The organism is Acidobacteriota bacterium, assembly GCA_038040445.1.
GTDB lineage: Bacteria > Acidobacteriota > Blastocatellia > UBA7656 > UBA7656 > Onstottus_A > Onstottus_A frigus.
The window spans coordinates 100827-125107 of sequence record JBBPIG010000020.1; the positions used below are offsets into that span (position 1 = coordinate 100827).

At 56.5% G+C, this 24281-nt stretch carries 21 protein-coding genes and 1 pseudogene; 3 read left to right on the plus strand and 19 right to left on the minus strand.

Annotated features, from left to right (window positions below; all coding sequences use genetic code 11):
- Positions 1 to 158: 158 nt before the first annotated feature.
- The 15 genes from AABO57_20385 to AABO57_20455 form a co-directional block, all read right to left on the minus strand.
- Positions 159 to 755, minus strand: coding sequence for a tetratricopeptide repeat protein (locus AABO57_20385; protein MEK6288085.1), 597 nt, complete (start codon positions 753 to 755; stop codon positions 159 to 161).
- A complete protein-coding gene (locus tag AABO57_20390; protein MEK6288086.1) occupies positions 679 to 1629 on the minus strand; it encodes a serine hydrolase domain-containing protein in 951 nt (316 codons plus the stop codon). Before AABO57_20390 ends, AABO57_20385 begins: the two co-directional genes overlap by 77 nt.
- A gap of 235 nt (positions 1630 to 1864) precedes the next feature.
- Complete coding sequence (locus tag AABO57_20395; protein MEK6288087.1) at positions 1865 to 2584, minus strand: hypothetical protein; 720 nt, start codon at positions 2582 to 2584, stop codon at positions 1865 to 1867.
- 226 nt (positions 2585 to 2810) lie between these two features.
- A complete protein-coding gene (locus AABO57_20400) occupies positions 2811 to 4520 on the minus strand; it encodes an amidase family protein (GenBank protein ID MEK6288088.1) in 1710 nt (569 codons plus the stop codon).
- Between the two features lie 134 nt (positions 4521 to 4654).
- Positions 4655 to 7546 (minus strand): protein kinase, encoded by a 2892-nt coding sequence (locus AABO57_20405; protein ID MEK6288089.1) that lies wholly within the window; start codon positions 7544 to 7546, stop codon positions 4655 to 4657.
- A 355-nt stretch (positions 7547 to 7901) separates the two neighbouring features.
- Positions 7902 to 8384, minus strand: coding sequence for a cupin domain-containing protein (locus AABO57_20410; protein MEK6288090.1), 483 nt, complete (start codon positions 8382 to 8384; stop codon positions 7902 to 7904).
- A 222-nt stretch (positions 8385 to 8606) separates the two neighbouring features.
- Positions 8607 to 10586, minus strand: a complete 1980-nt coding sequence (locus tag AABO57_20415) for a CocE/NonD family hydrolase (GenBank protein MEK6288091.1) — start codon at positions 10584 to 10586, stop codon at positions 8607 to 8609.
- A 138-nt stretch (positions 10587 to 10724) separates the two neighbouring features.
- Positions 10725 to 11015 carry a hypothetical protein gene (locus tag AABO57_20420; GenBank protein MEK6288092.1) on the minus strand — a complete coding sequence of 97 codons (291 nt, stop codon included), beginning with the start codon at positions 11013 to 11015 and terminating at the stop codon, positions 10725 to 10727.
- 46 nt (positions 11016 to 11061) lie between these two features.
- On the minus strand, positions 11062 to 12480 hold the full coding sequence (locus AABO57_20425; GenBank protein ID MEK6288093.1) for a DUF2235 domain-containing protein: 1419 nt from the start codon (positions 12478 to 12480) through the stop codon (positions 11062 to 11064).
- 145 nt (positions 12481 to 12625) lie between these two features.
- Complete coding sequence (locus AABO57_20430) at positions 12626 to 13039, minus strand: cobalamin B12-binding domain-containing protein (GenBank protein MEK6288094.1); 414 nt, start codon at positions 13037 to 13039, stop codon at positions 12626 to 12628.
- 94 nt (positions 13040 to 13133) lie between these two features.
- Complete coding sequence (locus tag AABO57_20435) at positions 13134 to 14612, minus strand: pitrilysin family protein (protein ID MEK6288095.1); 1479 nt, start codon at positions 14610 to 14612, stop codon at positions 13134 to 13136.
- Positions 14613 to 14731: 119 nt separating this feature from the next.
- Positions 14732 to 16093: a pitrilysin family protein gene (locus AABO57_20440; GenBank protein ID MEK6288096.1), complete on the minus strand. Its 1362-nt coding sequence runs from the start codon at positions 16091 to 16093 to the stop codon at positions 14732 to 14734.
- Positions 16094 to 16191: 98 nt separating this feature from the next.
- Complete coding sequence (locus AABO57_20445) at positions 16192 to 16545, minus strand: hypothetical protein (protein ID MEK6288097.1); 354 nt, start codon at positions 16543 to 16545, stop codon at positions 16192 to 16194.
- Between the two features lie 150 nt (positions 16546 to 16695).
- Positions 16696 to 18375 (minus strand): methylmalonyl-CoA mutase family protein, encoded by a 1680-nt coding sequence (locus AABO57_20450; GenBank protein MEK6288098.1) that lies wholly within the window; start codon positions 18373 to 18375, stop codon positions 16696 to 16698.
- A gap of 181 nt (positions 18376 to 18556) precedes the next feature.
- Entirely contained in the window at positions 18557 to 18754 is a 198-nt protein-coding gene (locus tag AABO57_20455; GenBank protein ID MEK6288099.1) for a hypothetical protein, read from the minus strand.
- A gap of 123 nt (positions 18755 to 18877) precedes the next feature.
- Here AABO57_20455 and AABO57_20460 point away from each other — a divergent pair, with 123 nt between their 5' ends.
- The 3 genes from AABO57_20460 (at position 18878) to AABO57_20470 (ending at position 20165) form a co-directional block, all read left to right on the plus strand.
- Positions 18878 to 19108 carry a rhodanese-like domain-containing protein gene (locus AABO57_20460; protein ID MEK6288100.1) on the plus strand — a complete coding sequence of 77 codons (231 nt, stop codon included), beginning with the start codon at positions 18878 to 18880 and terminating at the stop codon, positions 19106 to 19108.
- 169 nt (positions 19109 to 19277) lie between these two features.
- A complete protein-coding gene (locus tag AABO57_20465; protein ID MEK6288101.1) occupies positions 19278 to 19520 on the plus strand; it encodes an addiction module protein in 243 nt (80 codons plus the stop codon).
- Positions 19521 to 19634: 114 nt separating this feature from the next.
- On the plus strand, positions 19635 to 20165 hold the full coding sequence (locus AABO57_20470) for a hypothetical protein (protein ID MEK6288102.1): 531 nt from the start codon (positions 19635 to 19637) through the stop codon (positions 20163 to 20165).
- A gap of 141 nt (positions 20166 to 20306) precedes the next feature.
- Here AABO57_20470 and AABO57_20475 read toward each other — a convergent pair whose 3' ends face one another.
- The 4 genes and pseudogenes from AABO57_20475 to AABO57_20490 all read right to left on the minus strand — a co-directional run bounded on the left by AABO57_20475 (position 20307) and on the right by AABO57_20490 (position 24153).
- Positions 20307 to 20663, minus strand: a complete 357-nt coding sequence (locus AABO57_20475) for a hypothetical protein (protein ID MEK6288103.1) — start codon at positions 20661 to 20663, stop codon at positions 20307 to 20309.
- A gap of 116 nt (positions 20664 to 20779) precedes the next feature.
- Complete coding sequence (purD, locus tag AABO57_20480) at positions 20780 to 22057, minus strand: phosphoribosylamine--glycine ligase (GenBank protein MEK6288104.1); 1278 nt, start codon at positions 22055 to 22057, stop codon at positions 20780 to 20782.
- A 62-nt stretch (positions 22058 to 22119) separates the two neighbouring features.
- A pseudogene (locus tag AABO57_20485) lies at positions 22120 to 22504 on the minus strand (GxxExxY protein).
- 131 nt (positions 22505 to 22635) lie between these two features.
- Entirely contained in the window at positions 22636 to 24153 is a 1518-nt protein-coding gene (locus AABO57_20490) for an ABC transporter ATP-binding protein (GenBank protein MEK6288105.1), read from the minus strand.
- Between the last annotated feature and the right edge of the window lie 128 nt (positions 24154 to 24281).

Here is a 24281-nt window from a genome sequence, read left to right on the forward strand (position 1 = left end):
CGTCGATTGCGGAATTGGGTGGTGACCTTGTTCCGTGACCGTGAAACAATGCTGGAATTGCGCGGCGATAGACGCCTGCCTTCACCGTATTCATGGAGAGGTGCTGCGATCATCCGTGCCAGGCGCTCATTGGCCTGAGTGAAGTTCCACCTACTCTGCTACGGCGCGGCTTCCAGCTTTTTTAGCTTCTCGACAGCATTCGTGTTCTTGGGGTTCAACTCCAGCGACTTTTTGTAGTTTTGAATCGCAAGCTGCTTGTCGCCGTTCTCCATGTAGGCTTCGCCAAGGCTGTCGTAGGTATTGAAGCCCTGGGGAAACATCTCAACGTTGAGCTTGAAAATCTCAATCGCGTCCTTGACTCGTTTCATCTGCAGGAGCTGGTAGCCGAGGCCATTCAGTTGCGGCTCGCTAAAGTCATAAGCGTCCTTCTGAGTCGCCTTCAGTTCACGGTATTGCTTGATCGCCGCTTGCACATCTTTCTCGATAACGGTGTTGAAGAGCGTCTCGGCGATGTCGCGCAGCGGCGCCTTGTAGGGCTTTCCGAAAAGGATGCCGGCGATCTTCTGCGACATTTCCACGAGCTTGGTGCCGCCGGTGTTGTTGAGAAGCACGATCAGGTTTTTGCTCTCGGGCATACGAGTAATCACCGTGTTGAAACCGTTGATGCCGCCGCCGTGCTCAATTATTGTGACCGGCTCGTCCTGGGCGCCGAGCGGGGGCTTCCGCACGAACCAGCCGTAGGCGTAGAGGCTCATGCCCGGCTTGAACATCAGTTCCTTGAGCTGCGGCGAGAGCAGCTTCTCGGTATACAGCGCCTGATCCCAAAGGTAGAGATCCTCGACCGTAGAGTAGAGCGACCCCTGCAGCATAAGGCAGTGACATGTCGAGGTAAGGGGCGTTGATGTAACCGCCGGGACGTTTCTCGTAACCCGAGGCACGCTTGGCGAGGATCGTTGCGTGGTGGTCGTAGCCGGTGTTCTTCATGCCGACCGGGTCTAAGATTCGCTCCTTTAACACTTGCTCATAAGGCTTGCCAGTCACGCGTTCGACAATCGCACCGAGCAGGAAATAGCCTGAGTTGTTGTAAACCATTTTCGTGCCGGGCTCAAACTCGAGGTCGCCGCTGGCGAACTTCTTTACGAAGTCTGAGACGCTGTAGGGGTTGCGGGCTATCTCCTGGAAGAAGTTCGGCAGGCTGGTGTAGCTGGGGATGCCGGAGGTGTGGTTCAGAAGCTGATGAATGGTAATTCGATCGCCGGTGTCCTTGCGATAGTCGGGCAGATAATCGGTGAGCTTGCCTTCCACCTTGATCTTGCCCTCCTGGACGAGTTGCAGGACCAGCATTGAAGTGAACTGCTTGGTGATCGAGCCCAGACGGAACTTGGTGTCAGTCTCGACCGGAATGTTCCACTCCATGTTGGCCATCCCGTACCCCTTCTTGAAGATGACCTTGCCGTTCTCAGCCACCAACACCGCGCCGTTAAACTGCCGGTAGCTGTTGTAGACCTTCATCAACTCATCGATCGTTGCCGCCTTGTCTTGTGCTAGCACACTCGCATGTGCGGCAGCTAGCCAGGCAATCGTAATCAATAAGAGCAAGATTCGAGGGCCGGGGAAACGCTTTCTCATAGTAGTTCTCTCCTTCAGGATACTATTGCAGAGGTGTCACCTTCCAATTGTTGGGAGTTGTGCGCCTGACCATTGCATTCTCTCTCAACTCACGTCACAGACAAACCGACCCGAACCACGAGCGGTCTTAGTTTGGTTGTCCGACAAACTTCAGTTTGTCGGCGCGGTCAGCCTATCGCGACAAACTGAAGTTTGTCGGACAACCAATCCGCGTTGTGAACCGCACGCACGTTGTTCACATTCGAAGAAGCCGAGCCCGGCGCAGCTTTTCGAGTTCTGCTCTGAGTGGAAGCCAGTACTGCCTGTCAGCTTCGCGTTCCAACCTTTCTTCCTCAAGGAGTGCTCCGGCCAGCACCGGCTCATTTCCCGGCTTGGCAAGCCTCAGAAGCGGACGCTTGCGAATCAGGCTAATCGGTAAGCGTCCCTGTTTCTCTGCCAACTCGATTAGCAACTCCGGCGTACGAAGCTCAAGTAACCAGAAACGTATCTGATCGGCGCCGGGACGCTCGCAGTTGGCGAAGTAATTCACCTCAATCAAGCGGCGCACCATGGGCCAATCTTTGTCGCGTTGCGTCTTCTTCGCCTGAACCAGATCAGGCAGCGACATGATTTCGCATTTTGTGCCATCTTCAAAGACCATCGTCGTGCGGCGCTTCCAAAGCTTCGCGAATGAGTCAACACCGCGCATCTTAGTCATCACGTCGACACGCATCCCGGCCGCCTCAGGAACGCGGCATCTGAAATGGATGGCATGCCCCTTGCGGAGGTACTTGGACTCGAAGGGCGGTACGGCAATTACGTCTGCCTGCAGTTCTTTCAAGGCTCCGCTCAGTTTGGCGAGGTTTTCCGAATTTGAGAGTATGGCGAGATCAGTGTCGCGACTAAACTCTGCTGCGCCGTATAATACGCACGCCTGGCCGCCCATCAGCAGCGCGCGGACTCTGTGCGCTCGCATCGAAGAAAGGACTCTGAGTATCGGGTTCCGGATCAAGCGATCCTCCCAGTGAGAGGTAAGTTTGCCAAAGCTTTTCCGACTCGCGCCAGCGCTCCAACGGCGTCAGCCGATACCACTCGGCCCATTCCTCACCCACTAATTCCTCCGGAGAAATCATTCCGTATAGTCTACACCCGTCGAGCGAAGCTGTGCATCTGTCATCCTGCGCGCACTCGCCTTCGTAGTGCTATGGCGCCGAGGGAGGAGGGACGCGGCGTTTCGTCGCCTGCTCAAACGCATACGCGAGCTCAATCAGCCGAGGCTCGCTGCAGGCCATCCCTGTGAATCCCACTCCGAAGGGCGACGGCTTTGCCGCGAAGCCTTCGGGGAACGGCGGAGACGGCGGGGTCGGCGCGTTTGGGACTAAGCCAAACGGTACGATCACTGTCGGGTAGCCCGGCTTCGCTGCGATTGCGGCGCTGCTTGGGCCCGGAAACAACAGGGCGTCGAGCTGATGCTTTTTCATCACCGCGTCAATGCCGTTAGTGGCTGAGAGCCGCAGATCTTTCTCGCGATCAGCACGGTACCTTGCGGCGTCGGTTTCAACATTCATCTCGTCCGAGATGTCCAGCAGCGCCTGTCCATACTTGATCGAGCCCGCTCGTTGGTGCGCCACGTTCCACTGGCGCAGTTCGGTCAGCGTCTTTACCGGAGCCGCCGCTCCGAGTGATGCCAGCCACTTGTTGAAGTCCCGCTTCATGCCGTATTTGAAAACGACCGAACAAGCGGCGTCCTTGCCCTTGGCGTTGTCCAAGCCGGAACAGGTGGGCCAGAGCAGGAAGTTTTCTTGCGGATCGGTGGACACGATGCTCGGAATCTCAACCGGATCGACGATGATTGCGCCTTGCTGCTTGAGGATCGTGATAGCTTCCTCCATGACCTTTGTCTGAGCCGGGTCGAGCCCTCCGCGCGGCTCCTTTGCGCCGGGTGGTGTGAACTTCTCGTAAAAGAATGCTCGAGGTATGCCGATGCGCGCGCCTTTCAACCCCGCGGCATTGAGAAACCGCGTGTAGTCGCCGCCCGGAACGCGCGAGCACTTTCCGGTCGCCGGATCGTTGGGATCGGCTGCCGCGCCTTCGAGGACCCCGAGCAGAATCGCGGCATCGGCCACCGACCTCGCCATCGGTCCGGCCGTGTCCTGGTCGGCAGTGATGGGAATGACGCCGTAGCGGCTGATGCGACCGAGGGTCGGCTTGATAGCAACCAGCATGTTCTGGTTGGACGGACTCAGTATGGAGCCGGACGTTTCGGTGCCTACGTTCGCCGCCCAGAAGTTCGCCGCGGTTCCGACGCCCGAACTCGACCCGCCGGTAAAGAGCGCCGGCCGTCCATCGAATGTCGCTTCGCGCGGGTCACGGCGCGGATCATACGGGTTGAAACCGTGGCCGGCGACCGCGTTATAGTTCGCGGGCATGCCGGTCGCTACCCAATTGGCGAGCTCGGTCATGTTGGTCTTGGCGATGATGATGGCGCCCGCGTCACGGAGGTTCTTTGTAAGCGTGGCCTCGTAGGGCGGGACAAGGCCTTCAAAGGCCAGCGCGCCTCCGGTGGTCGGCATGTCGGTTGTGTGGATGTTGTCTTTGAGCGCGATAGGAATGCCGTGCAGCGGTCCGCGAATCTTGCCCGCGGTGCGCTCGCGATCCCGCGCTTCAGCTTCCTCGAGCGCATGAGGATTCACGACGATGACGGCATTCAGCTTGTCTTCGTAGGTTGCTATGCGTGTGAGGTACTGGAGGACAATGTCTCGCGAGGTTATGCGGCCCTGTTGCATTGCGGCTTGCATCTCGCGAATGGTTGATTCGACTATGGTGAAGGGTTGTTTGGGTGGGCTCGCGGGAGTCGGGGTCTGGGCGGCCAGGAGAAGAGCCACTGTTGCGAAAACAAGGGAATGTGTCATCTGCTCGATACCTCCAGTCGAATCCGATCGCCCCGTCGAAGTAATAGCTCGTCTAATCGCAGCGCAGTGCAATCACGCGTCTACCTTGCTGAACCTGGAGCTTTATGCCAGCAAGCAGTCCTCTCTTTGTAAGGCTATCGCATGATCTTTGTTTCCTCATTGAAGCCGTCCGCGGCACAGGCAGCAACAACAGGACAGTTACGAATCGCCGGTATCAGCTCTCGGTGTACCTCCGCTACGGATGCGAATCGCTGCGCCGGGTCCTTAGCCAAACATTTTTGCAGAGCGTCATCCAAGCATTTCAATTCCCTCGAATCACCCTCAAGGTGATAGGACCCCTGAAGCACTGCTGTTAATAGTTCCGCGTGGGTTCTGCCGGTAAACGGGCGGCGACCCGTTAGAGCCTCTACTACCATTACTCCAATCGAAAAAATGTCACTGCGTTCATCGACCTCTTCGCCCGTAAGCTGTTCCGGTGACATGTACCCGAACGTGCCAACCAGGGCGCCCCTGGCCGTCAAAGAAGAATTGGTCACATCCACTTGAGCGATCTTCGCCAATCCGAAATCCAGAATCTTCAGGTGTCTCTTATCGCGGTCGGTCGAAATCAAGATGTTTTCAGGCTTAAGGTCTCTATGAATCACGGCTGCCGTGTGGGCTGCTTTTAATCCCTCCAGTATTTGATCGAAGTATTCTGCGGCTGTAACCGGATCAATCCTTCCCGCCAGCGCCAACTCTGAGCGCAATGTAATACCTGGAACCAATTCCATGACAAGATATGCCCCCTCTGATCCAATCGCCCCATAATCATAAATAGCAATGATGTTCGGGTGGTTCAGTCTCGCCGATGTTCGTGCTTCGCGTTCAAATCTGCGCAAGGCTAAAGGATCACCAAACATGCTTCCCAGCATGATCTTGATCGCCACGTTCCGATCCAGTCGAAGGTCTGTAGCCTGATAAACGGCGCCCATGCCGCCTTTCCCGATCAGCCTCTCCAAACGATACTTTCCTTCAATCGTTCGCTCGACCGGCAATGACAGGCTCAACTCGCTTGCGTCCTTATCGCAAATCTCAACGGAGCTATCGAAGCAAGCGCCGCAGGTCGGACATTCCTTCACCAAATTGATATTCTGCTCTTCGAATCGGGCGAGCACTTCGCGTTTGATCTTCTGTTCTTTACCTACTCGCGCTTTTAGTAGAGCATTCTCGTGGACTATGGCAATCTCTCTTGCTATAGCCTGCAGCAGTTTGCGGTCGGTAGCCGAATACGGCTCTTCTGATTTCTTTTCGCCAAGCAGAAGCAGCCCGATCGGACGTTGATCCGTCCCGCACATCGGAACAATAAGACTGATATCAAGTTCATCAAGCCATTCCTTCTCTTTCGCCGGCAAATCGGCATCGTGAGAGAACGGGTAGTCTTGAGCACCAGAGAGTCTTTCTAAAGTGCGCACGAGGTAAGTCGTTTCCGGAATGCTAACAATTTGCGAAGTTCCGCCAGAAGAGTAGGCAAGTGTTAGATCGCGCCTTTCTTCTTCTCGATAGAAAGAGTAGATGCTGTGAGGATGAAGGGCGGAATCTATTTCATTGCTGACCAGTTTTGAAATCTCGGACATTGAATTGACTTCTTTTATCTCGTCGATAAGTCCAAGCAGGATTCGCTCCTGATCGTACGCTTCGCGGAAGAATCTTCGGTCGATGCGATCCGTGAGCTGTCTTCGAAATCGCAGTCCGATACCTGCAATCGCGATCAATGATAGATAAACCGGGTTATGTGACACTATATCTGAAATGGTTTGGTTTCGGTTCGAGATGATCGTGTAAGCAAGCGCGATTAACGGAAGCGCAAACAGTACCTGGAGAACGTGCCTGGCGAGCAGGTACTGCAAGCCGCGCCTGACGACTACGTTAGTGTCGAATACTCGATGTTTGATGATGGCATAGCCCCAGGTGACCGGGATGATCCCGATAGCGGTATTCGCCACCAGGTTCAAGGTCACGAACGTGCCACCCGAGAATAGGTGCCCGTATCCCGCCGAGATCAGGCCGAAGCGTGCTACTAAGAAGATCACTTCTGGAAGGATCCCCAGGAGCGACCCATATACCACCCATTTCATTCGCCGATGCTGGTCAGGTTCTTTCACCAGCCGGTAATTACGGGTGATTAGTATGCAATAGGCGACCAATGCAAGTATGCGGTATGCAGTATCGAACGTTGCGAGTTTACTGACGAAGTACGGGTTGTAGAACGCAGACATTAGCGACGGGTCGCCAGTGAAGAAAGCGACATATTGGGATGTATACATTACAACCAACAGACCCGCCCACGCGTAAAAACCCCATTTCAGCGTTTCCCATGATCGTCCCTTCGGTACACCAGTGGGAAACCGCGAGAAGAAGTGGTACCCGATGGCAACACCGATAGGGTTGAGGGCTTCGATCAAGAATAAATCGATAGCCAGTTCATACCCGTGAAAAAAACTCCAGCTTAGAGCACCGAGCGCCAGCCCAAGAAACAAAACGGCGTTGGCTAAGGACGCCAGGCACGCGATCTGCGCGACTCGCTGTTGGGGCTTTAGAAGCCCGATCATCAACCCGACAATGTAGAAGGCGATGCTTACTAGCAGTTTTGGAAATATGTATATGAGGTTTCGAGGGTTACGAACCAGCGGCAAAGTAAATTGATACTCATGCTCAGATGTGCCGCGCAAGATACGAACCGTGTAGGAGCCGTCTGGAGGAATGTCGCGAAGTATGCGAAGCGGATTGACGGGACCGATGCTCGTGTCGCCATTGATAGCAAGAACTCTATCGCCGACTTGCAGGGTATCGGCCGCGCCGACCTGGTTGACATAGCATCCATCTGCTTTTGCAACATAAGACCATCCGAAACCCCTGCCCAGCTCTCCGTATTGAAAAATCATCGAACCTGCGAAGACATAGAGAGCAAATACCCCGGCTCCGGACGCTAAGGCGATCCAAAAGAACGGATGTTTACTATTGCCCGGCTTAGCAGGGAGGTTTTTCATAGCCATCCTCATCAGAGCAATAGGCGGGACAGCGAAAGCGGCTTCGATTCTGATTAGGTTGGCTTGTCAAATGCGTCCGTCATATTCGTTAAGATTTTATTTGTCAATCAAGGCGCCGCACGAGTCTGACCCTTACTCTTCTCAACACGCGCCGAACGCGAGACCTTCGGCACCAGCGAGTTGCAATGTTCATAGATATGCGATTCGTCGAAGCGCCGCACCCAGCGGGTTGTATCCCCCTCAACCCTGGTCACGAAGCCGACATCTCGTCCGCTGGAGTGCGACACGCGGACTAACGCAGGTCTATGAACATTGCCTCCTAGCGAGGGCGCCCATCTCGTCACGGTTGCTCGTTCTACTTTGCGGCGTTGGCCTTGGCAGGGTCGTCTGCTGGGTTGACGTAGTTCAGCACAAACGGCCCCATTCCGTGGACCTGAAGCGTCACCGCTGTCTTCGCCATCGCGAAATGGCGCATCTCAGCAGGCATCATCGCGTAGCTCCCGTCAGGCATATCCTTCATTGCGGCCTCGTCAAACTTCTCACCCATTCCGAAAGCGAGCGTACCTGAGAGCACGGTCACGTGTTCATCAGTCGGGTGCCAGTGTGGCGCAACCTTATAACCGGCGGGAAACTTGAGTCTAATCGCAAATGGCACGGCCTTACTCGGATCGCCCGAAACAACGGCAAACTGCGCACCCTTTGGAAGACTCGGCGGCGGCTGGCCCCACTTAACGCCGGCGGCGGTAAGCGCGATATGGGTTGGCATCTTTGATTCCTGCGCGAGGCCAAGAACGGCCACGGCAACCAGACTAAGAGCAACGCTGAATAGCTTCTGCATCTCACACCTCCTTCTGTCGAGTCATTATGCTGAGCTGACGGCTTTGACGGCGCTATTCTATACCATCTCGCGCCACTGCGAGAAGCAGCGGTTGACGTGGGTATTTACCTGACGAATCTCAGAGTGGCGCGTGCCCTCGCCTTGCCTGCCTCCTCCTGTGGATTCTTCGGCGCCGCGGGCGATTCGAGCGAACACAGAAGCTGCGCCGAGATCCTGCTCACGTCAATGAAGCCTACTTTTCACAACCGTAATCTTCAGCTCTGACGGATACTGCTTCGAGTGATGCACCGCGTTGTGCGCGACCACGCCTTTCGATTCGTCGTAGTTCTTCCCACCCGTGTTCATGTTGCGATCGAAGCGTGGGAAGTTGCTGCTCGATACCTCCAGTCGAATCCGATGGCCCGCCTCGAAGAAGTTGCTCGTCGTCATGGCTTGCAGTGTCACCTTGTACACCTTGCCCGGTTCCATCCACACCTCAGGTTTATCGTATCCATTCCGATACCTCACCCGCTGGATCGTCTCGTCCAGATTGTAGGCGCGCCCGTCCGGATACACGTCGATCAGCTTCACTGTGAAGTCCGTGTCCTTTGCATCCGACGACACATAGAGCGTCACCTCGATCGGACCGCTCACTTCGATCCCTTGCTTCAGAGGCTCGGTGCTGTAGACCAGAATGTCGGGCCGCGCTTCCATCTTGCGCTGGTCGAATGCGCCGCCCTGCACTGCGTTGCCAGTGCAGCAAACATTCCCACCATACGACGGCACCGGATTCATCGGGTCATAGTCAAACTTGTCGGCGTTGTCCGCTGTTGGGGCCGCATCGCTGAGCACACCGTCGCCGTCGAGAGAGTTCGCTTTGCTGCCGCTCGACAGATAGAAGCTCATCGGCTGCGCGCCTTGCGGAGGCCACGTATCCGATGTCTGCCACTTGTTGATCCCCATCGTGTAGTAGCGCACCTTCGGCATCTTTTCGAGAATGCCGTTGTTCTCTCCCTTGAGGAAATAATCGAACCAGGCGTAGGTCAGCTCGTCATAGTTCAGACGCGCGTCCCCCATGCTGCGCTCGCCGACGATCGTATTCTCCGTGGCGCGCTTGTAGGCGCAATGAAGCGTCGGCGCGATCACCGCGTACTGCTGGTTAGCGATCTCAGGCTTCGCAGTTTTCCGGACGTGATTGTAAGCGGCGAGGTTGGGTCCTACCGACACGTCATACCACGACATAAACCAAAACCCCGGCACGTTGATCTTCATGTTGTCGTGCCACAATCCGCCCTTGTACCAGGCCGGATCGTTTGGCGCGCGTTTGATCATCGCGCCTCCAGTGTCGACAGGCATTTTGTCGGCGAAGATCCCACGCGGCCCATCGACGGCTTTCATGATGTCCATCACCGGAAGATGCCGAAGCGCCTTGGACCAATCGACCGGCGGCAACTGCTGAGCGAGATCGAACGACTTCGACGCGCGAATCAAATCCTCCTGCGACGTGTTAGGCGGAAACGTTGGCCGAACCTGGTTCTGCTCGCCGTAGATCCACGCGATGAACAGCATCTGGACCGCGCCGCCGCGATACCAGTTCCCCTGCTCCCAGTAGCCACCGACGCGTCCCACCCCGGCGCCGAAGCCTTGTGGGATCATCGCCGCATAAGCCGGATTGCCCTGAGCCGCTACGGCCATCTGCCATTCGGCTGTCGAGGAGCATCCGATTGTGCCGACCTTGCCGTTCGACCAGGGCTGCTTGGCCATCCACGTGAAGGCGTCATCGCCATCGCTGAGCGGCGGCCCGAGGATGTCGTAGTTCCCCTCGGAGAAAAAGTGACCTCGCTCGTTCATCTCGACGAAGACGTATCCGCGCTTCACGGCTTCGAGCTCGTTGCTCATGTCGCGCGGCGCGCCGCTGCGGACGTCCCAGAAATTGAAGTTGTAAGGCGTGCGAACGAAGATCGTGGGGTATTTCTTCGACGTGTCTTTCGGGCGGTAGACGTCGGCCGCCATGCGCTTGCCGTCGCGCATCGGCACCATGAGCTTGCGCTCGACGATCGCGATCGATTGCAGTTCATTCTCGATCGAGTTTCGCCGGGCAATCAGCTCCGGGTTCGCGGCGCCGCGCCCCTGGGCACTAGCGCTCTGATGGAGAGCATTCGGAATGGCGACGGTTAGCGCCGCTAAAGCAAGTATCAGAGTCCAGAAAATCTTCCTTCGCATGTTTGTGCTCCTTGGGAAAAGTGTCCGACAAACTTTGTCGTGGACACCCGAAAGCCGCGCCGCAACGTAAGCGCCAAACTGAAGTTTGTCGGACTTCGCGGCGCCGGGTTCGGGGTTTATGAATGAAGCACGAGTCTTTTATCTCAACGGCGAGACTCGCGCAAGCGAATTCGCTAAGGCGGCTATGAGCAGGAAGGTCGTGCAAGTCAGGAACGTGAACATCAGTGTGAACGGTAATAGACTGCCCGACCTGGTGATGAGGCCGGCGGCAAATCCCGCAGCACCTGGCAAGAGGAAGAAGAGAGCAAAGCCCATGTCACCGCGCTGGTTGAGAAGCAGCATGAAACCCAAGAGCGCGGTCAGCGTAGCCGCCAGCATCCCGGTCAGGACGCTGCGCCAGTCAATTGAGTCGGCCCTGCGACTAACCAAGTTGTGCCCCCTTTTGCTAATGACGAACTGAGTCGCGCCTGTAAATTTATTGGGTGCGTCTTATTGTCGCCTTTACCTGCCCGCTGTTGTTGCTGTAGGCAAACGCAGCATCGTTAGCGAAGAGATACAAGTAGCCATCGCGGTCGACATCAATGCTGCCCTGCTCCCCCACACTGACCAATTGAGATTCAGCATCAGTCTTCTTTACCGACTTATCAAGAAGCTCATCGTAAAAGTCAGTCATCAGGTTTCCACCGGCAGAATGACGGAATTCCAGGCCGGAGCTCGGATGCACACAGGCGATTACACAGAACCACGGCGCCTGGGCGACACGCTTTGTACTCTCGAGCCTTCGCATAAACCAGTTCGGTGATTCAAACCCAGCGGCCGAAGTCACATGCTCTCTGTCATGATACTCGCCTGTCACGGTGACATCGTACCGCTCACCTTTTCTCACCTTCATCCCGGTTGAGTTCCAGCAACGCCGAGCAATCACGTCTTTCTCACCCTCCTGGCCTACTTCGAGGTGCGAGCCCGGAACAGGCTGGCCCGACCCTGCCTCTCTCAACGGCAGATCAGCGATCGGGATGCCGCGCAGCTCGCTCTCTTCAGACTCGTGCGCGAAATCGGCGGGGGGATTATTGTGGTTCGCCCGCTCCTCAACCGTGTAGTGGAACAGGTCGCCATTCAGAAACCCGCGATACTCGTTGGGGATGAAGTCCCTTGGGGGACGAAGAGGAGCCTCAGGGTTGATCTTGTCCTCGTGCGATGCGATGGCTGTGTCTTTTATTGGTAGCCCGGCGGCTATGGCTTTGCGGAGCATCCAGCGTAATGCAATGCTTGAAAGACCGACGTTGCTGTTGCCCCCGCCGACATCCGAGTGGACGCCGCGAAACCAGACTTCGTACGCATTCAACACTCGTGTGACCCGAAAGGTTTGCCGCCGTTCATCCATAGCCATGGCGTGGAAGCAATACTGGACGTCGTCGGGCAAGTAGAGTTTGTGGCCGAAGTTGATCTCTTGAAAGTCTAGGGGTCCGACGTTTATGGGCACACCAAAAGCGCCGACGACGTCCCACAGGCCGAGAAACCGGATTGTAGGTTTTTCTTCAACAATGTCCTTCGAACCCGGGCGCCGGATGCCGTTGTCGTCGATCTTGTTTCCGAAGTCGAGGGCAAGCGCGGCGCCGCGGCTGAAGCCGATGATGTCAATGGTTCTGTCGCCATTCTCCCAATTCCGGCAGAGCTGGTCGTAGGCTTCTTTGATTCGCTCGCGTGCTCCCGCTCCGAACGCGCCGCCGATGATATGGCCGACCTTTTTGAAGCGCGTGCCCGGCCCTGATACATACCATTTCGGCCCGGTGTAAGCCTCGCTGAAGTTCGCCACATTGGTCTCATTGTCCTGCTGGACGTCGTCGTTCAACGTAGCGGAGTTCCAGGTCCCGTCGAATGCATAAAGCGCCATCTCTTTTCTCCTTTCACATAGTGAAACCGTTCCGCGAGCGGTTGGGTGTTACGCACCGGAAGTGCAGAGTACAGTTTTAAAAGCCGTGTCTTACTCCAGCCATCCGGGTTGCGTTCGTCAAGACCGGCGTTGTGGTATTCAACCTTTAGGCCGGTTGGGACACGCCGTGAAGACTCTTGCGGATGAACTGGATTATGTCTTCCATTCTAGCGCCGGGCGTGAACACCTCTGTTACGCCAAGCTCTTTTAACCGAGGGATGTCTTCGTTCGGGATGATGCCTCCGCCGAAGATGATGACATCGTCGAGCCCTTCTTGCCGCGCAAGCTCGACCACGCGAGGGAACAAAGTCATATGCGCGCCGGACAGGATCGATAAGCCGATCACGTCGACGTCTTCTTGAAGGGCCGCCGCAACGACCTGCTCAGGCGTCTGCCGCAAACCGGTGTAGATGACTTCCATCCCGGCGTCGCGAAGCGCGCGAGCGATGACTTTCACGCCGCGGTCGTGGCCGTCCAGACCGGGTTTCGCAAGCAATACTCTTATTCGTTCTTCAGGCATAAGTTCAGTGGTTCGTAGTTCGTAGTCCGTAGTCCGTGGTCAGTGGTCAGTGGTCTACGAACTACGGACTACGGACTATGGACTACGGACTCCTTCACGATGATTTCACCGGCTTTCCTTCACTGTCGTAAATCTCGACCGTGCCATACTGCTTGAGCATGTCGGCGATTTTGCTGGCATCGCCGACCGCGATGATTTGCAGATGGCCCAGGTCGAGATATTTCTTCGCCACCCGCTGCACGTCATCCGGTGTGATTGCCGCAATCTTGAGCGTGTAGGTGTCCCAGTAGTCGGCGGGCAAACCGTAGAGCTTCTGGGTGATGATGTTATTGACGAGCTGCGGCGGCGATTCGAGCTGCAAAGCGAAGCCGCCGATGATCGTGCGCTTGGCTCGATCGAACTCCTCGGGCTCAACCTTCTCGTCGCGGATGCGCTTGATCTCGTACATCAATTCGTCCATCGAGCCTTTGGTCACTTCCGTGCGCACCTGAGTGTCCGCGCGGAAAGTGCCCCGATACTTGAACGCCGAGAATCCGCTGTACGCGCCGTAGGTGTACCCTTTGTCCTCGCGCAAGTTCAAGAACAGCCGCGCGCTTGCGCCGCCGCCGACTACCTGGTCCATCACTCGAAGCGCATAGTAATCCGGGTCCGTGCGCTCAATCGAGAGATTGCCTAAGGTCAGATTCGTCTGTACCGAGGGGACGCGGTTAATCACGTAGATCTTCGCGGCGCTGGTCTCGCTCACTTTGGGTATGTTGGTCGGCGGCACGTCGCCGCGCTGCCAGGACCCAAAAGTCTTCTCGAGTTTGGCGACGATCTCCGCCGGTTTGACATCCCCGACGATGGCGAAGATCGCGTTGTTTGGTTTGTAGTGAATGGCGTGGAACTTCTGCAGGACCTCCGGCGTGAGGCGTTGAATCTCATCCGCGGCGAGCGATATGCGAGATGCCGGGTGAGAGCCATACATCACCTTGTTGAACATCTCATTGGCCAGAAACCCGGGCTGCGCGCGCTGCGCTCGAAGCTGAGCGAGGGCGCGCGTCTTGAACTTGTTGAGTTCGTCAGCAGGAAAGCTCGGATTGAGTATGACATCCGCGAACAACTCCATGATTTGATCGAAGTTGTCGGTCAACCCCGAAGCGCTGACCAGGCTGTTGATCGATGAAAGCCCCGAGGTTGCCGATAGCGATGCGCCCAGCGAGTCGACTTGCTCAGCGATTTGCTTGCTGGTGCGCGTCTTCGTTCCTTCGCGCAGCGATGCAGACGTGGCCTGCGCGGCTCCGTGCTGATCCGCGGGATCAGCCAATCCGCCACTCAATACAACCATTTGCATGGCAAAGGTGGGCAGCTTATGCGACTCGAGCACGATCACTTGCATGCCGTTGCTGAGTTTGGTTTCGTAGGCTCGCGGCAGTTTTACCTTCAACACTTCTTTGCTGATCGGCGTTTTGCCCTTGATGACCAGACTCTTTGACGCCGGCTTCGGAGCCTGTGCCGCGCAAAGCACGGTTGCGGCCGCCATCACGATTGCCGCCGCCAGCGCGCGTTTCGATTTTGAAATTATTCTTTTCATAGCTTCATTCTCCTTCTGAAAGAGAGTTCAGAGTACAAGCTTTAGCTTGCGGGCTCGAGCCTCCCAGGAATGGCAGCCTGAAGGCTGAACTCTGAACTTCTTCGCAGCATCAAGTGTCATCATTTCGTCGCGGGCGCCGAGCCTGGAGCTTTTGCCTGCGGCATCGTGATTCCGACGGTGCGGTTTGTCGCCTTGAGGTACTTGTTGGCGACGCGCTGCACGTCTTGTTTAGTGACGGCGGCTATCTTTTCGAACTGAGCGTTGATCAGGCCGGGATCGTTGTGGAAGACCGCGAATTGAGTCAGCCGGATCGCCGTGCCCAGCGAGCTTTGCAGCGCCTGAATCGAGCCGCGGCGCGAAGTGTTCTTGGCCTTGTCCAACTCCCAATCGGCGATTGGCTCTCGCTGAAGCCGGGCGATCTCTTCGTTGATCACGGCTTCCACGTCTTCAATCTTCTTGCCGGGCGCAAGCGTCGCAGTGATCTGATAAAACCCGACGCCGCGCAACTCGTTCGTGAATCCGCCCACGCCGGTGACCAGTTCCTTCTCTTTCACCAGCTTCTGAAAGAGTCGTGAGCTTTGTCCGCCGGCGAGCGCCTGACTGAGCACCTGCATCGCAAAGAAATCGGGTGTGTTGCTGACGATTCCCTTATACCCCATGATGATTTGCGGCAAGCGAGCGAGCGGGTCGTCCACGGTGAATCGCCGCTCGGCGGTCTGCTCAGGCTCCGCGGTGTCTACCTTTGGAGCAGCGGGCTGCGAGGGGATCGCTTCAAAATAATTCTTGATCCTCGCCAGCGCCACGCCGGCTTTGACGTCGCCGACCAGCGCAAGCGCGGCGTTGTTGGGCGCGTAATAGATGCGGAAGAAGTCTTTCACATCCTGCAGGCTCGCCGCGTTCAGGTCGTCCATCGAGCCGATGACCGAGTGCTTGTAGGCGAAGTTGTCATACATCGTCTCTTGAAACTTCTCCGACGTCTTGCCGTAGGGCTGATTGTCGAGCCGCAGCCGGCGTTCTTCTTGTACGGCGTTTCGCTGACCGTCGAGGTTGTCCTGAGTCACGTCCAGATTGCGCATGCGATCGGCTTCAAGAAACAGAACCATGTCGAGCTGATTCGACGGCACCACCGCGAAGTACAAGGTGCGATCCTCGTTCGTGGTAGCGTTGTTCCCGCCGCCGTTCGTATCAATCAGAAGAGAGTATTCGTTCTTGCCGACATTCTCCGAGCCGGTGAACATCATATGCTCGAACAGGTGAGCGAACCCGGTGCGGCCCTGCCGCTCATTGCGCGAGCCTACGTCGTAGGTGATCGCGACTGACACGACCGGCGCGGTGTGATCTTCGACGATCAAAACACGCAGGCCGTTTTTCAGTTTAACGTCCTTGAAGTCTAGTTTGATTTTCCTCGCCTGCTGCGCGGCCGTCGGTACGACCAGAAGACACGCGAGATAAAGCATCAGAAAAGTCTTGGCTCTTTTCATTTCGGGGACTCCTTTTCCAATAGGCTTGCTATGGCACACGACAAAAAGTGATTAAACGGGAACCCAATGACAGGTTCCTGGTGAAACAATGATTGCGATTAATCGGCTTTGGAATCATCCTCGTCATCATCGGGCATTTCATCAAGCAGTCGATCCATCTCATCAAGCGCCGGCTGCACGTGATTCTTAAGGTGAGAAAGCGAGGCGTATAGATTACCTTCCGTTGACTCACGAACGTCTTCATCAGCCCACTCCGGGACCGCCGCCATAGAGCGCAATGCCGACAACAGCGCAACAAATCGCGCACACTCCTCTTCCAATTCCGTCAGGTGCATGTCGAGCAGCGTTGATGACGGGCTTACAGGTGAGCGCCTCCCGGCTTCAGTAATGGATGCAGCTATCTCCTTTCTTGCGGGAGTCGGCGTCTTAATCGCTTGCTTCTCTCTTGACATGCTTTGACCTCCTTCTGCCAATGCTTGATGAGCCCTAAATCGGGATTATTCCGCTTCTTCTCTTCTGCGATTTTCTCCTGGTGCAATTCAATTGTGTCTTGCAAGCCAGCGAGCTTTGTTCGTGTCTTCTTGTTTCTTCCCATGCGACGCTCAGAACGCCGGCTCTTGATACTCACCAAAAACCGGTCTGAGCGCGTCGCACATCTCGCCGAGCGTCGCGTAAGCTCGCACGCAATCCAACAGCAGCGGCATCGTGTTTTCACCCGAGCGCGCGCCGTCCGCCAAAGCCTTCAGTGTCTGCGCGACCCTTGCGTTGTCGCGTTCCGAGCGCAGTTTCTTTAACCGCTCGGCTTGAAGCTCGGCCACCGACTCATCGATCTGAAGCAGGTTCACCTGAGCAGCCTCATCCTGCATCACGTAGTCGTTTACGCCGACAATGATCTTGTCGCAGGACTCCACTGCTTTCTGGAACTCGTAAGATGCGTCCTGCATCTCGCGCTGCGGGAAGCCCGCCTCGATCGCTTCGACCATTCCACCGAAGTCATCGATCCTGCGGAAGTATTCGAACGTCCCTTCTTCCATGTCGCGCGTGAGCTTCTCGAGGAAGTACGATCCACCGAGCGGGTCAACCGTGTTCACCACTCCCGATTCGTGCGCGATGATCTGTTGAGTGCGCAACGCAATCAAAGCCGCTTCGCCCGAAGGCAACGCAAGCGCTTCATCGTAAGCATCGGTGTGCAGCGACTGAGTTCCTCCAAGCACGCCCGCAAGCGCTTGAATCGCCACCCGAACGATGTTGTTCAACGGCTGCTGGGCCGTAAGCGAAACACCGGCAGTTTGAGTATGAAAGCGCAGTTTCCAGGAACGAGGGTTCCTGGCGCCGAACCGCTCGGTCATCACCTTGTGCCAGATTCGACGCGCCGCCCGGTACTTCGCTATCTCTTCAAAGAAGTCGTTGTGGGCATTGAAAAAGAAACTGAGCCGAGGGACGAAATCGTCAACGTCCATCCCCGCGTCTATGGCGTACTGCACATACTCGATCCCATCGCGGAGCGTGAACGCAAGTTCTTGAAGCGCCGTCGAGCCCGCTTCTCGAATGTGATAGCCCGAGATCGAAATCGGATTGAATCGCGGCGCCTCTTTCGTGCAGAACTCGATCGTGTCGGTGATCAGCCGCATCGAAGGCCGCGGCGGATAGATCCATTCCTTCTGAGCGATGTACTCCTTTAGTATGTCGTTCTGAAGCGTGCCGCCAAGCTTTTTCCAGTCCGCCCCTTGCCGCTCCGCCGCTGCCAGAAACATCGCGAAGATCATCGACGCCGGCGCGTTGATAGTCATCGAGGTTGTGACCTGTTCGAGGGGAATTCCATCGAACAGCACTTCCATGTCGGCGAGGCTCGAGATGGCGACGCCGCACTTTCCGACCTCGCCTTCGCTGAACGGATGGTCGGAGTCGTATCCCATCAACGTCGGCAAATCGAACGCGACCGACAGCCCGGTCTGACCTTGTTCCAACAGATACTTGAATCGTTGATTGGTATCGTAAGCCGAACCGAAGCCCGCGAACTGGCGCATCGTCCACAGCTTTCCGCGATACCCGGTCGGGTGAATGCCGCGCGTGTAAGGCGGCTCGCCGGGAAAACCAAGCTCGGTTTCGTAGTCGAAATCGGGCACGCTGCTTGGAGTGTACAGCCGATCGACGGGCGTCAGGGAAACGGTCGTGAAGCTCTTTTTGGGTTCGGGCGACCGCTTCAGCGCCGGTTCAAGCGTGCGCTCTTTCCATTCGTGTTCGGCCTCATCGAGACGGTTTGTCAAATCGGTCGTGCTCATCAAGGTCTCCTCAAAACAAGCTCGGCACAGAGCAAAAAGGGATGAGATCAAAACGAAGAGTAAGCGTGATGATAGTTGACCGTCTCGCGCAGTGTCAAATTGAGCCTCCTCACAAATTGTAAACGCTATTCGCCGGTGATAAGCTTGGCCCTCCAGTAGATGCTATCGTAAGGCGAAACATTCAAACGCGCTCGAGCGCGGATTCCAGGATCGAGCGGACTATCTCGTCTTCCTGCAAGTTGATCCCCGATTCGACTGGCTGCACGGCGACTCCCAATTCGCCAGTTTGCTCGAGCGAATCGGCCGCAGATGAGACCAGCTCCCCAGTGCCTTTGAATCGTACAGCTACCGTATAGATCCCGAACCGAGAACCTGTCATCTGTTCACCAAATAGATTCGAAAGCCGGGAAGACTTGTCCATTTTAGCCGTTTGGCGCCACAGCAAGCGGCATAGCCATTGCCTCACTAACCAACTCGAGGGCGAAAAAAGGAGACAAATGTTATGACTACAGAAACCAGTCAGGCGTTCGCGCCGACCAGAATCACGGCTGAAGAGCTGAAGGAACGAATGAACCGCGCCGAGCAATTCACGATTCTCGACACCCGAAATCCCAAGGCATGGAGCGAAGCCGAAACCAAACTCCCGGGCGCTCTGCGAATCGCCGCCGACGAGTTGGAGAAACACCTGGACAAAATTCCACGCGATCGAACGGTCATTACCTACTGCACGTGACCGAACGAGGGATCAAGCGCCAGTATGGCGCAGAAGCTGATGGAGCTCGGCTACAAGAACGTGCACCCGCTTTACGGCGGGTTCGATGCATGGAGGAAAGCAGGCGGGCAGGTTGATCCCAAGTGACTTTGGACTCTCAACCTATAAGTCCTTGTGATAGCATCCCGGTATGCAATCGTCAGTTGTTGACCTGTTCAACAAAGCGGCCGACCTGTCGGAGGAAGACCGCGCAACTCTGGCCGGGTTGCTCATCGAGAGTTTGGATACAGAGATAGACGAAGGCGTCGAACAGGCCTGGCAAGCAGAAGTTCAGCGACGGCTTTCAGAGTTGGATTCTGGCTCAGTGAAAACGGTGCCCTGGGAATCGGTTCGAGCCCGAATTCTCAAGCGGCATCATGACTCACAAGGTTGAGCTTCACCCCGTTCTATTACCGCACGGCTGAACGCGTTTTATTCTGCCGCTCTTTGACCGCGCGGCCTACACTGGTATAGGTTGGTTATAGTACCCGCAAAGGAGGGTCGGCCTTTGAAAAAAGCTTTCGTTCTAGCACTCTCTTGCATATTCCTCTCATCAGTTTTTGCGAGTTCGCAGACACGCAGACGCAGCACTCCAACAAGGAGCGCACGGCCTTCGGTTTCCTATGCCGAAAAACAACAAGCTGAAATTCGCGCCGGCCGTCAGCAAATAGCGACTCAGATCAAAGTCCTATCTCAGTTCCTCTATCTGTTCGGAGGCGTCTCGAAGGGCATCGAAACCGCCGAGCAGGTGACCCGCAACCGCGAGGTGTCGTCGGTCGGCATGTCCGTCGAGCGGATCGAACAGAATAAGGCCAAGGTGAAAGAGAGCATCAGGAGCGTGCGGGCTGGCCTCGCGCAACTCGAGTCGAGCTTTCGTCTCAACCCGGTGCTTCAGACCTATTACCCGAACCTGGCGGGCGTGGCGGGACTTGGGCAGACAGCCGAGAGTCAGGCCGCGGCTAACAACTTCGATCAAGCGGGTAGATCGCTGATCGCGGCAGTCAATAAACTCGCGGACGCCCTGGTAGCGCTTCGCTGACGGCTCTCGTTGAAGTTCAGAGTACTAAGTTCAGAGTACAAGCTTCAGCTTGCCTGATATCGAGCCAGCAACCTAAAGGTTGAACTCTGAACCTAGCGTGACAATGCGACTATTTTTTGATCCGGAAGCGAACAGGTAGCGTCACTCAGGGAAGGCGCTCCGGAACACGGCCAACAACCGCTTGCCATTCAGGTTTCCTCCAACAAAGCCCTGGTACTTTTTGAGCTTAGGCTCGAGAAACTCTATGTTGTCGCAGTCCCAGCAAAGAGTCGCGTACACAACCAAGCTCGCACCCGAGAAGAACTTCATCGCATAGGCCGGGTTATGGCAAATCGCTGAATCTGAGACGTAATCTTGCGCTCGCCACAGCGACGCCACCTGCTGGGCCTCCCAGCCTTCGAGGACCTTGCCGGCCTTCATTTCTCCAGTCCACAAGTCACCGTTTCTTTCCAGCTCCAGCAACTCGATCTTATCTATCGACTGCAGTCCCGTCGTCATAGATTTCGCTTCTGCCTCGCGATGAAAACTGCTGTTCGCACTTCTACAATTGGTCCAACATAACAAAGTCGCGACAACCGTGAGCGACCAAATTCCTCGTTTGATGATGCGTGGGATCATGCCAACCCCTCCCTCCTCGCAATATCCGTGCGGTAGTGCAAGCCCTCGAAGCTGATCTTGCCGATCGCCTGGTAAGTTCGCGACCGCGCTCCTTCAAGGGTATTCCCGCGAGCGGTCACTCCCAACACGCGACCACCGGCGGTCAGAAACCTTCCGTCCTCATCTCGCAACGTGCCCGCGTGAAAGACGACAACGCCTGCGATCGACTTCGCTTCCTCGAGCCCGGCGATCGCCTTACCCTTTTCAAAGTCGCCGGGATAACCGCCCGACGCAGCTACAACGCAAACGGATGAATCACCACTCCAGTCGATCGAGGTCGATCCGATGCGGCCGTCAACTACGGCGTCGAGAATCTCAACCATATCGCTGTCGAGCCTCGCCAGCACGGCCTGAGTCTCAGGGTCTCCCAACCGGGCGTTGTACTCGATCAGCTTCGGCCCGTCGGTGGTCAGCATCAGGCCGGCGTAGAGAACACCGATGAACGGGCTTCCTTCGGCGCTCATCCCGGCAAGGGTCGGTTCGATGATCTCGCGCCTTACGCGAGCAAGCATCGCATCGTCGAGCAAACCCGGAGTCGAGAACGATCCCATGCCTCCGGTGTTAGGACCCTGATCGCCGTCGTAAACGCGCTTGTAGTCCTGGGCGGGAACTATCGTCTTGTAATCGCGCCCGTCGGTGAAGCTCATCAACGACGCTTCGCGTCCGACCAGACATTCCTCGAGAAGCACGCGCGAACCAGCTTCACCAAACACACGCTCGACCATCATCGAGTCGAGCGCCGCTTCGAATTCCGGTTGGTCGTTGACTATGCGCACGCCTTTGCCCGCTGCCAGGCCGTCGGCTTTTACGACAACTGGAAACCGGAACTGTTTTCTAAGCGCGTCGCGCGCCGATTCCGGCGAATCGCAAGCAACGAATCGCGCGGTCGGGATCGAGTGACGTGCGCAAAATTCCTTTGCGAAGATCTTGCTTCCTTCCAGACGCGCGGCCGCGGACGACGGGCCCACCAGGCGAAGGCCTCGCGCGTGGAAGGCTTCGGCGATTCCGGCGACCAGCGGAGCCTCCGGGCCGACGACGGTCAAGTCGGCTGCGATCGATTCGGCCAGAGTTGCAAGACTGATTGGATCGTTGACGCTGGCTGGCACGCACGTCGCGATTTCGGCGATGCCGGCGTTGCCCGGAGCGCAATAGAGTTTAGTAGTATGTGGGCTCGCCTTAAGTTTCCACGCTAGGGCGTGTTCTCGCCCCCCCGAGCCTATGACAAGTATTTTCATTCCTTGCGCTCTTTGTCTTGGCGTCTTTGCGAGTCTTTGCGCTCTTTGCGCGAAACTTGTTCTTATTCTTCCAGCCGATTCACCAATCTCACGATCCCGTCCTTGATCAGCGCGACATTGAAGTTAATCAACAACCCCAGCCTCTTGTCTGCGAATCGCAAATACGTCAGCACCTGTTTCTTATGAACCGGATGAAGCGCTTCTATCGACTTCACTTCGACGATGACCTTGTCTTCGACGAGCAGATCAGCCCTAAAACCTGCCTTGAACTGCAACCCGCGATAGACTACTGGGATCGGCTTTTGTCGATAGACGCTCAGGCCCCGCTTCCTTAATTCCGCCTCCATGATTCTTTCGTAGACGCTCTCAAAAGAGACCGGGGCCGAGATCCACATGGATGTGATATGCGGTGTCCACGATGATGTTTGCGATTTCGTTTTCGGTCATGGGTTACCTCCAGCTTCAAAGCCAGTGTTTCGGTCTACCCAGGACTAAGGGCGTTCTCGCGCGACACGTGAAGGTTCGCGCAAAAGACGCAAATGGTTTCGCGCAAAAAACGCAAAGACTCGCAAAGCGCGCTAAGAACCACCCGTCATCATCAGGCCGATCTGCTCTTCGCTTACTGTCTTCGGGTCGGCCTCGCCGACTATGCGCCCCTCGTAAATCACAACTACGCGATCACTCAGGCTCAACACTTCATCGAGCTCGGCCGACACCAATAGCACTGCCGCGCCTGCGTCTCGAAGCTCAATCAGCTTTCGGTGAACGAACTCCGTTGCCCCGATATCCACTCCTCGAGTCGGCTGCGCCACCAGGATCAACCGCGGCTTGATGTCGAACTCGCGTGCGACTATCAGCTTCTGTTGATTGCCGCCCGACAGCGCGCGCGCCGGCAGCGTTATGTTGGGCGGCCGCACGTCATACTCACGCACCAACCGCTCGGCGCGCTCGACAATCACATCGTGGTTCAAGAGCACCGCGCCTGAAATCGGGCGATCGCGATGCACCCCGAGTATGCTGTTGGCGGCAAGATCGAACGAAAGCAGCAGCCCCCGCCGATGACGATCCTCGGGAATATGAGCTATGCCCCGCCGCTTACGTTGCCGCGGATCGAGCTCGTCGATGCGCGTGCCTTCAAGCAGCACCTCTCCCTCGCTTGCTTTGCGCAGGCCGGCGAGTACCTCTATCAGCTCAGTCTGCCCATTACCTTCGACGCCGGCGATCCCGAGCGTCTCTCCGCCGCGCACCTCGAATGAAACGTCATCAAGAATCGCATTGCCCTCAGCGCCGCGCAGCTTGAGCCCTCGGACACTCAGGACCGGGTCCCGCGGCTTTGCTTCTTCTTTCTTGACTCTCAGCAAGACCTCGCGTCCGACCATCAGTCGCGCAAGGCCCTCGGCCGTAGCTTCGGTTGTCGGCAGGTTCCCGACGACCTTGCCGTCGCGCATCACGGTGATGTTGTCCGAGAGTGCGAGCACTTCGGCGAGCTTGTGGGTGATGATGACGATAGTCTTGCCCTGATCGCGCAGGCTGCGGAGGATGGCAAACATCTCGGCGACTTCCTGGGGAGTGAGCACCGCAGTCGGTTCATCGAGTATCAGGATTCGAGCGCCGCGGTAGAGCGTCTTCAATATCTCGACGCGTTGTTGTTGCCCAACCGACAGATCTGCGATGCGCGCGTCGGGCTCGATCTTCAAACCGTACTGCCCGGATATTTCCCGCACTCGAGCCCGGGCTTTGCGGTAGTCGATTGCCAGACCGCTCGTTGGCTCGGCGCCGAGCACTATGTTTTCGGTGACTGTGAGCGGCTCTACCAGCATGAAGTGCTGATGCACCATGCCGAGCCCCAGCTTGATCGCATCGCCGGGTTTGTCGATTGCGCGCGGCTTGCCGTCGATAAGAATCTCGCCCTCATCGGCCGCATAAAAGCCGTAGAGGATGTTCATCGCGGTCGACTTTCCAGCGCCGTTTTCGCCTATGATCGCGTGGATTGACCGATCGGGAATGGCGAGACTGATGTGATCGTTAGCCAGCACTTCACCGAACCGCTTGGTGATGCCGCGCATCTCGACCGCGTATTCTGGTTGTTTGCTCATATCCGGTTTTTCAAGAGATTGAAAGAGGCGTAATAATAATTGAAAGGCCGAGCGATGGGAAGTGATGGGTTCAGAGTTCCGGGTTCAGGGTTCGGGGTTTCTGGTTTCTAGTTTCTGGTTTCTGGTTT

What these genes read in the sequence shown, in the direction of transcription:
- AABO57_20465 (MEK6288101.1), top strand. Translation starts at nt 19,278, where the DNA reads ATGCAATCGTCAGTTGTTGACCTGTTCAACAAAGCGGCCGACCTGTCG.
- AABO57_20430 (MEK6288094.1), bottom strand. Translation starts at nt 13,039, where the DNA reads ATGCCTGAAGAACGAATAAGAGTATTGCTTGCGAAACCCGGTCTGGAC.
- AABO57_20455 (MEK6288099.1), bottom strand. Translation starts at nt 18,754, where the DNA reads ATGACAGGTTCTCGGTTCGGGATCTATACGGTAGCTGTACGATTCAAA.
- AABO57_20435 (MEK6288095.1), bottom strand. Translation starts at nt 14,612, where the DNA reads ATGAAAAGAATAATTTCAAAATCGAAACGCGCGCTGGCGGCGGCAATC.
- AABO57_20415 (MEK6288091.1), bottom strand. Translation starts at nt 10,586, where the DNA reads ATGCGAAGGAAGATTTTCTGGACTCTGATACTTGCTTTAGCGGCGCTA.
- AABO57_20450 (MEK6288098.1), bottom strand. Translation starts at nt 18,375, where the DNA reads ATGAGCACGACCGATTTGACAAACCGTCTCGATGAGGCCGAACACGAA.
- AABO57_20490 (MEK6288105.1), bottom strand. Translation starts at nt 24,153, where the DNA reads ATGAGCAAACAACCAGAATACGCGGTCGAGATGCGCGGCATCACCAAG.
- AABO57_20395 (MEK6288087.1), bottom strand. Translation starts at nt 2,584, where the DNA reads ATGCGAGCGCACAGAGTCCGCGCGCTGCTGATGGGCGGCCAGGCGTGC.
- AABO57_20405 (MEK6288089.1), bottom strand. Translation starts at nt 7,546, where the DNA reads ATGAAAAACCTCCCTGCTAAGCCGGGCAATAGTAAACATCCGTTCTTT.
- AABO57_20475 (MEK6288103.1), bottom strand. Translation starts at nt 20,663, where the DNA reads ATGACGACGGGACTGCAGTCGATAGATAAGATCGAGTTGCTGGAGCTG.
- AABO57_20410 (MEK6288090.1), bottom strand. Translation starts at nt 8,384, where the DNA reads ATGCAGAAGCTATTCAGCGTTGCTCTTAGTCTGGTTGCCGTGGCCGTT.
- purD (MEK6288104.1), bottom strand. Translation starts at nt 22,057, where the DNA reads ATGAAAATACTTGTCATAGGCTCGGGGGGGCGAGAACACGCCCTAGCG.
- AABO57_20425 (MEK6288093.1), bottom strand. Translation starts at nt 12,480, where the DNA reads ATGGCGCTTTATGCATTCGACGGGACCTGGAACTCCGCTACGTTGAAC.
- AABO57_20440 (MEK6288096.1), bottom strand. Translation starts at nt 16,093, where the DNA reads ATGAAAAGAGCCAAGACTTTTCTGATGCTTTATCTCGCGTGTCTTCTG.
- AABO57_20460 (MEK6288100.1), top strand. Translation starts at nt 18,878, where the DNA reads ATGACTACAGAAACCAGTCAGGCGTTCGCGCCGACCAGAATCACGGCT.
- AABO57_20385 (MEK6288085.1), bottom strand. Translation starts at nt 755, where the DNA reads ATGAGCCTCTACGCCTACGGCTGGTTCGTGCGGAAGCCCCCGCTCGGC.
- AABO57_20445 (MEK6288097.1), bottom strand. Translation starts at nt 16,545, where the DNA reads ATGTCAAGAGAGAAGCAAGCGATTAAGACGCCGACTCCCGCAAGAAAG.
- AABO57_20390 (MEK6288086.1), bottom strand. Translation starts at nt 1,629, where the DNA reads ATGAGAAAGCGTTTCCCCGGCCCTCGAATCTTGCTCTTATTGATTACG.
- AABO57_20400 (MEK6288088.1), bottom strand. Translation starts at nt 4,520, where the DNA reads ATGACACATTCCCTTGTTTTCGCAACAGTGGCTCTTCTCCTGGCCGCC.